Annotated in this window: 5 protein-coding genes; 1 reads left to right on the top strand and 4 read right to left on the bottom strand. The window is 37.0% G+C overall.

Annotated features, from left to right (window positions below; translation table 11 throughout):
* Positions 1 to 683: 683 nt before the first annotated feature.
* Positions 684 to 1,535: a thymidylate synthase gene (locus ACS8FD_RS09385; protein ID WP_371533081.1), complete on the top strand. Its 852-nt coding sequence runs from the start codon at positions 684 to 686 to the stop codon at positions 1,533 to 1,535.
* A gap of 171 nt (positions 1,536 to 1,706) precedes the next feature.
* On the opposite strand, the gene ACS8FD_RS09380 is transcribed toward ACS8FD_RS09385, so the two are convergent.
* From ACS8FD_RS09380 to ACS8FD_RS09365, 4 genes are read right to left on the bottom strand one after another with little or no spacing between them, the layout of a single operon-like run.
* A complete protein-coding gene (locus ACS8FD_RS09380; RefSeq protein WP_371533082.1) occupies positions 1,707 to 2,213 on the bottom strand; it encodes a hypothetical protein in 507 nt (168 codons plus the stop codon).
* Positions 2,210 to 4,318 (bottom strand): site-specific integrase, encoded by a 2,109-nt coding sequence (locus ACS8FD_RS09375; protein ID WP_371533083.1) that lies wholly within the window; start codon positions 4,316 to 4,318, stop codon positions 2,210 to 2,212. The genes ACS8FD_RS09380 and ACS8FD_RS09375 overlap by 4 nt, the downstream gene beginning before the upstream one ends.
* Positions 4,318 to 7,173 (bottom strand): tyrosine-type recombinase/integrase, encoded by a 2,856-nt coding sequence (locus ACS8FD_RS09370; protein ID WP_371533084.1) that lies wholly within the window; start codon positions 7,171 to 7,173, stop codon positions 4,318 to 4,320. The genes ACS8FD_RS09375 and ACS8FD_RS09370 overlap by 1 nt, the downstream gene beginning before the upstream one ends.
* The gene (locus tag ACS8FD_RS09365) at positions 7,170 to 8,405 is read right to left on the bottom strand and encodes a tyrosine-type recombinase/integrase (RefSeq protein WP_102092489.1); all 1,236 of its coding nucleotides are present in this window, start codon (positions 8,403 to 8,405) and stop codon (positions 7,170 to 7,172) included. Before ACS8FD_RS09365 ends, ACS8FD_RS09370 begins: the two co-directional genes overlap by 4 nt.
* Positions 8,406 to 8,413: the final 8 nt, after the last annotated feature.

Raw genomic sequence — 8,413 nt, 5'->3', positions numbered from 1 at the left:
CTTATAGAAATCAAAAATAAGCTAATTCACTCTCGAAAAACTCACTGGATGTACACAACGAAGTACACCGATGTTGCTTCAATAACTCAAACTATTGCTATCATTAGCATACAGTCCAAGATTCAAGTCCTCACTAGGGAACCGAACTTATTCAATCAGTTCGGCAATTACCACCTCATTAATTATTGGGTTGGTCCGTTATAGAGGTATCGAACTAGCAGCTATCTCTCAGATTGTTGAGTCTCCAATAATTCCACTGTAGTTTATTAAGGCGTTACTTTCTATTAAATAAATCATAGGCTTTTATCTTCTTAGCGACAATCCTGCACCCATTTTCATAATAATCGACAAGTACGAAGCTATCAACAGTATCGGCATTACACTTTGGACAATGGTAAGCACCTAACTTCCAGTCATCTTTTTCGACCACTACAAGCCGACTGTTTCCATAAAAGTATCTTATAGCAAATGATGTTAGATAGAAGGATTCGGTTTCATTGGCTCCATTGGGGCATAGTCTGTTGATAAGTTATTAAGACAATCAGTTGTTACGAACAGGTTTGTACAATTGAACCTTGAAACTTTATAATGCTCAATGAAATCAAAAGGTAAAATGTATTGTCCACGCAGATCAACAAAAATCACCTTTTGAGCTAAGTTTGTAGTCTAACTAAGGTTATTGAATGAAACAGTATCTAGATTTATGTCAACGTATAGTTGATGAGGGTGTATGGGTAGAGAATGAACGAACTGGAAAACGTTGCTTAACCGTTATTAATGCTGATTTAGACTACAACGTAGGAGCTAATGAGTTTCCCTTAGTAACTACTCGAAAGAGTTATTGGAAAGCAGCTATCGCAGAGTTGTTGGGATATCTACGTGGTTATGATAGCGCAGATCAGTTTCGAGCTATTGGATGTAATACATGGAACGCCAATGCCAATGAAAATGCAGCCTGGCTAGCTAATCCTTATCGTAAAGGTAAGGATGATATGGGCCGAGTTTATGGTGTACAGGGACGAAGATGGCGTAATTCAGTAGGAGAGGAGTTTGACCAACTTCGTAAGATTTATAATAACTTGCGAAACGGTATTGATGATCGAGGTGAAATTCTAACCTTCTACAATCCAGGTGAGTTTCATATGGGATGTTTACGTCCTTGTATGCATACTCATACATTTTCGTTGCTAGGTGGAAAGCTTTATTTGACTTCATCACAACGTTCATGTGATGTACCATTAGGTCAAAATTTTAATCAGATTCAAGTGTTTACCTTACTAGCTCTCATGGCTCAAATTACGGGCCACGAGGCTGGAAAAGCTTATCATAAGATCGTAAATGCACATATTTATGAAGATCAATTAGAATTAATGCGTGACGTGCAATTAAAACGCGAACCTTATCCGTCACCTAAGCTTCATATTAACCCTGAAATTAAGTCTCTCGAAGATATTGAAACATGGGTAACATTGGATGACTTTAAAGTTGAAGGATACCAGTATCATGAGTCTATTGCCTATCCATTCTCAGTTTGATATAAGCATAAAGTGAAAGCTGAGAAGGTTGATAAACTTTTATTAGGCATGAAGTATTAATATATGTGATTTGTACTATGGGATATATGCTTATTAGCTAAGCTCTCGCTAGCTTTTAAGCAAGAGGAAATCAAGATTATGCTCTTTATAGCATAGATGATTTTTGACAGACTAGTGCATAAGCTGTTTCGATCTTGCATCTTCTAAGGCTAACATTTTTCTCAATTTCTTAATTTCTTGTTCAGCTTCTGATAGTGACCTTTTGTCTGTGTCAGATAGTGTTTTATAGTAATCTCGTGACTCTCTCATTTTTTGTAACCGTTTGTCTGAGTGCTCAGCGACCCTTTTTATATCTTGATATTCATTAAACCAGTAGATAACCTCACTTTGTGCTCGACTTAGCTTTGCTTCTAGCGCATTTTTTACATTGGCAGTGCTTAAACGTACTTGTTCTTTACGTGATTTCTCTTCGGTTTTCCGAGAGTCTCTGATCTGTTTAAGCTCTTGGACAGGCCAAACGCGGTTTGAGATGGTATTCCGATGAATACCAGTCATTTCTGAAAGTTGTGCTACAGTGGCTTTCAACCTCTTGTTGCCTTTAATGTCTGATAATGCCTTTTCCAATAGCAATGTGTTTGCATCATAGTCATCGCTATTCTTTTGATCATAAGCATTCATAGTTCAACTTCCTCACCAAGATTTTCCAGTACCATTCTGGCTTCGTTCATTGCTGCTAGAACTTGCTCACGATTGTGCGAATATTCTGGTTTATTGAGATTAAGCTTGTTTAACGTATAAACTTCACGCCATTTAGGGGCATGTTTAGTAGTTACGACGGCTTGTTTGCATCGAGCTGGGTTGCAACGTAGTGAACCAATACATGGTAGGCTTGAGTCATATTCTTCTGCTCTATTACCATAGCAAATCCCTTGGCCCATATATACTATGGCAACACCTTGATCTACCATAGCCTCATATACTTCCTCTTCCGTGTAGCCTTCAGCCATATATCCGCTAAACGTCTTAATTAGACCTTTTTTATGCTCATTCGCTTTACCACCATAATACGTGCCATTTGGATTATGGGCTGTTTTAATAGCCTCTAATTCAGCTGCTCGGCGCAATGATTTCTTATCACCTTTTCGGTTCCCATCTTTTGACAGCATTTCACCTATATCACCATACCCTAGCGTTACTAATGAAGTAGACCCAGCAGAGGTATAGTTAGAGACGCTATCCACAAAATGCTTCAATTGAAACGATATTAGAGGTAGTCCTACTTCAGCCTTGAATAGTTGATATGTTAAGGTGTGTCTTAACATATATGGATTGAACTTTAGTTCTTTAGCAATTTTTTCGCCTAATAGTTGGTTAATAAAATTATTCATTTGATACACAATACCAGTACTATTCATTGACTGAGGGGAATTGCCAGGTTCAACAGTATCTACACTAGAAATTAAGTAGGGCGACGCCTTAATTTTTGAAATATACGAAGCTGCCAACACTGCATCCTTAACAATTGGTATAGCTACCCATCTATCGTCAAACAAACCTGTACTAACTTCATCTTTATGTTTTTTGACCGTACTTTCAATTAGCCAAACGGCATCACTTTGAATCAAGCACGAACAATTCTGCACTCTTACTTCTGATAGTTCAGATGGTCTCATACCTGTATACTGACCTACTAAATACGTGCAGGCATACGCTACGAGATTAACGTATTTCCTAAGGTTATCTGCTTTATAACCGCGTTCTCTCAATTTTTCACGTAAAGTTGACCCAGCCATAACTTTAGAATCTTTATTTAGCATCCAATCATAAGGCTCGATTACATTCATAACAAAATTTGAAGAATAATTTTTGGTTCTTAATCGCATAGCAATGTACCCATGTAGAGTTTCATGCGTAACACGTTCTTGACTAGCCCATGATAAATATTCGCTCGTATTGAAACGTTCTAAAGAGTTGACATCTGATATTTTTTTTCCGTCTCCTATAGCGTTTAAAAAATCTACTACAATAAAAGATGCAGTCTTTGATAAAGATTCAAAGACCAAGTCTGGTAACACTTGATCTTTCTTTTTTTTATCAACATTCGCTACTCTCTTCCATTTCAGGCTATCTAACTCTACATGAGCAATAGGCTTTCCAAATACATACTTAACAGAAGCTGGGCTGCGTAAGTATTTAAAAAATCTATCTAAATCTGCACCTTTTACACGATTATAGTTTTTAGCCGCTATGGGGTACAGTTCGGGTGTTATATCGGATAATGTTTTAATCTTTGTCTGAACAAACTCATAACCTAGTTCATGAGATGCTTGTTTGAATAGTTCATTGATAAATGTTAAACCACTTTCAAAAGTTGTAATCAAGGAGTTGGCTTTTAATATTTTTTTTGATCGGCTTTTACCCTCGTTTTTCTGCAGCTTGAAGATGGAACTATTGAGCAAAGCCAACTCGAATATAATTTTCATTTCTATCAAAACAAATGCCGGAATCGCTGTATATTTTGAAAAATTGATTCGTAGCTTTGCACCTTGAACATTTCTTGCAGCATTAGGATAATCTTTATTAAAGTTCCAAACGCTATCAGAAAACTTTGATAGTGTTGATATGGGTTTGTCCATAAGAGAAGTTATATACTCTATATCAAATGTGTGCTTATGCTGAAGGCACTCATTCCTCTGATCCGTAATAGGATTTAAAGCTTGCAAAACATAGGAACGATGTTTTACAAAAGCGGTCAACACGTCTAATTTTCTTTCATAGTCCATCAAATTACCCCATCAACTAGTGTAGTGGTTTCAATGTACTCTGCTAAACGCTGTCCATTCTCTAGATCCTCTAAGGAAAAGTCAGACAATGTTGGGTCTGTAATACCTTTTATTAGTTCCATATTTTCCAAAATGACATGTCCATAGGGGGTGTCCATAACGCGAGTATGCTCTGTCAAAAGCGTGTAGTCACGCTTCATTGCAAAGATTTCAGGAAGGTTTTTGGCCGTAATAATGACATTGTCACAACCTAAACACTTATTATATTGTGAGCATGGAGTACCAGGAATATAGGATGAAAGGTTCTTTACAAAATCTGGAGGATCAAAAATATTCCTGCATTCTGCTAAAGGGGTATGGAAGGTTATTGCTAATTCGTTAGTATCTCTAGTTTGTACTTTTTGAGTTTGTCTATTCAAAGTAGATTGATGTATTTCTTTTAGTTTATCGTTTATCTTTACTCTACTTATCGTATTGAAGTCATAAGAGTCTATATAACCAATAGTCGTTTGAATTGAGGAGTGCCCTAACATGAGCTGAATTTCGCGTAAAGCTACTCCATTGTCTAACATTTCACTAACAAAAGTTGGTCTAAACCTGCTTATTGTAAGAGTTAACGGCTCTCCTGCGTCGTCCTTCAAATTATACTTCTCAACAAATCTGGATAAGCTATTGCCTAAGGTACTTGCGTTTCCTTCTTTACTTCCTGATATAGGAGAAACTTTTCCATATTTTTTTGGACTATTCGATTGCCAAATGAATAATCTGTCTTTGAATGTATCATCTTCAATATGTGGTCGAAAGCTACAGGTTAATTGATTTAATTCTTCGAAAATCATTTTTATAGACTTCGCTTGACTCGATGTAAGCCAAGTTAATTGTGCATTGAAAAGATCCAGAGGGTATTCCTTGTAGCCATCAGAGCGCTCTTTCCAATATCTAAGACAAGGTCGTGATGTTGCTGGATGAGATTCTAGATAATCGTCTACGTTGAGAGAAAGTAAAGAATCTGCATTTAATCCTGTAATTTGGGCTAGCCTTAAAAGGTAGGGTATGAGTATATCTATATGTAACATCGGGGTAACACCCCATTCATCATATATCCCGCTCAAACCTTTGTCTGAACGGGCAATAATTCTCAAGAAAGATTTTTCGATAGGGGACTCTGCTGTATGGTAATGGATTGGCTTACACCCCAAGGGGTTTTCAAACAGCCATCGCGCATTATCTAGTGTAGAAAGGCCTTTTACTACAAAACCTTTTTCATTCAAAGGATTTTTACCTATACCCGTTTTTTCGTATGGTATAAGAGCTGCTTTAGACTGACACAATCCTTTTTCGATAGCATCTAATACCTGAATCCGCTCGTTCGTTGTAAATGGCTTTTTCGCGTCTGTTTCTCTACTTACAGCAAAGCCATTTATATCGAAAAAGCTATACTCCAGATCCCGTACTTGGGTCAGCCTACACAGTGTTCTGCGTACTGAACTCAAAAGTGTATTTGCATGATGACTTGATATTTCTTTACTTATTATCTTTTTCTCTAAATATTTTCGATATCTAGATAGGAGATGCTCATCAAAAACTGTGACAATTTTTAAAGGTGAATTACCATATAGTTCAGATAAGAAATCTATAAAGGAATTACTCGCAATTCTATAGTTACTCTTGCCTGATTCTGAAGAGACAATTTTACTAGTACAGGCAAACAGTTGCTCAACCTGAATAAAAGGTTCTAGTTTTGAAGGAAAGAAGAAATTATCAGCAGCATGTAACTCTCTTGTGGCCAGTCTATGAAAACGTTCTATCTGACTTTCACTATGATTTTTTCTATTTATGTTCGCTTCGCTTGTTCTTTTAGCAACGCTTTTATAATTTGGATCAATAATTCCAAGTTTTTCAAGATCTTTGTGAATGAAGTCCCAAGCATCTTTAACAGCATTAAAGTATAAGGAAGATATTTTTATAGGAAATTGTCCCAATGGCATTTTCCCAACTGAAATCTTATTACCAAAAATAGGTAATGTATGCTTTTCTTTTTTAGATAACTGTCTGTACCAATTCAGTAGCTTCCTTCTGCTTTCGATGCCAGCAGCTTCATAGCTCCCATCTGGTATTACTAGAATCCCTTCTTTGATCATCTTTTCGATCAAAGGGTTCGTAAGCTCTCTGTATTTATATGCCATAGGGTATGAAATTCCTACTGCATTTTGTATATATTTTACGGAGACACTAAAACCTAAAAGGTTCTTAGCCTTGCTAATGGGTATTTCCCACAGTGTTTCTACATCTGTGACTGTTCTTGATACCCACTCTAAGATAGCAGATGCTTCGTCTCTAATAGGACGCTTTCTTGACTCGACTTTATTAAAACCGGCACTTATAATTCCCAGTCTACAGAGATCTTCATGAATCTCATCGATTGTTTTTGCTACCAATTCATATTGAGTTGCTAAAACATTCCAGTAGTCCTGCTCGTGTCCTATTGATTTGAAGCAAACGTTGTTTATAGATTTAGTCAAACGAGGAAGGTTTTTCTTATCACTAAAACTTAAATTGCTATACCAATATAATATTCTCTGTCGAGTTATATTCTCTCTACTAGAAGCTCCTTTTACGACAACCTTCATCTCAGCCATTTTCTCTATCAATGGAACGGTGAGGTGCTTTCGTCTATCAGCTTCATTGACCGTAATAGATGTCTCTTTCGCTAAAAATTTAGATGTGATATTGACGCCCCAAGGATCCTTGAAATGGCTGCTAAGTGGTAAGGATAAGAGTTGGTTTGGACTCTTTAATAAGCCCTCTACCCATGTACTTACCAATTGATCAGTGGCTATTCCGTCCTTTTTCATTTGATGTCCTTAATGCCAATTTTCAATTGTGTCTGTTCAGATAAGCGCCTCATCTTCTCAGCTCTAGTTAGTAAGTCCCCATTCTCATCACAAATAGTATTATAAATTTCCTGAGGAATGCTGGTATACATTTGGGTAGTACTGAGGTGGTTATGACCTAAGTTTTTTTGTACGATAACGAGCCGATCTAGGTAGTCGGATCCTAGGTCATTTGATTGCAATATTGCATAGGCATTACCATGCCGTAGCTTGTGAGGAGAGATTATTCTATCGAGGCGACCTTTCTTTATTGCACGTTTGCTGATACGTTCAAGTAACTCGTTTATCGCTTTACGTGTATAAGGAGTGCCTTTAGCATTAAAAAATGCTGGGGTTTCATCTGGATTTACATATTTGCGAGCATGTTTTTTGTAAAGCGGAGACGCATGATATTTCTGTATACGTTTAATGGTTGCCGAACTAACTAACGTCCATCGTGGTTTGATTTGATTTCCACGCCCCTTGCTACCTTTTATGGCTAAAGGTACGTAGTCTGCATGAATAGGTTGATCGGACTCTACTGAAATGAACTTTTCAGAGTTAAAGTTGACAGTATCTCTAAAATCTTTAAGAGTAACCCTGATCAGCTCCGAACGCCTCACGCCAGAGTCATATAAAAACTGAAGTATTACTCGTTCTCGTTCTAATCGAGTAGATTGAATCAATATGAAAAGATCATCAAGAGTGCATGAAGTAATTGGTGTACGCTTTGGTAATTTTGAAAAGTATCCATTACTATATGGATTATCCTCTCTAAGCGGCTGACGGTCTTCTGTGCGACTGCAGAGGAAATGAAGGAAAGCGTATATTGCTCCATCACGATTTCTAATAGTAGCTGAACTTCTATGTTCTTCAACACTTAAGAAAGTACAGTATTCCTGAATTACATACCCTGGAACTGTAATGAAGACCTCATCAGTTTCATTATCGCTATAGTCTGGACGACTACGGATATACTTTAAGAAGTAAGTTAGGTTTTTGCCATATGTATTTGCTGTTTCATGAGCAATCTTTTCGTGCTTGAATTGATATGATAGATACTCAGAGATAAGAGGGAGGATTTTACCACTATCATCAAATACACCAACCCCATTCACTTTGACTTTCTGATCCAGTAATAGGTCTGGTATTTCATTAGTTAAATAAGATTTTGATAGGTCTAACTCTCTATTGGAGCAAATCTTAATATCCATAATACAGG

The organism is Psychrobacter sp. 1U2, from assembly GCF_051847575.1.
Note: the sequence above shows the minus strand (reverse complement) of the source record. Positions and strands in the feature narration are given on the sequence as shown.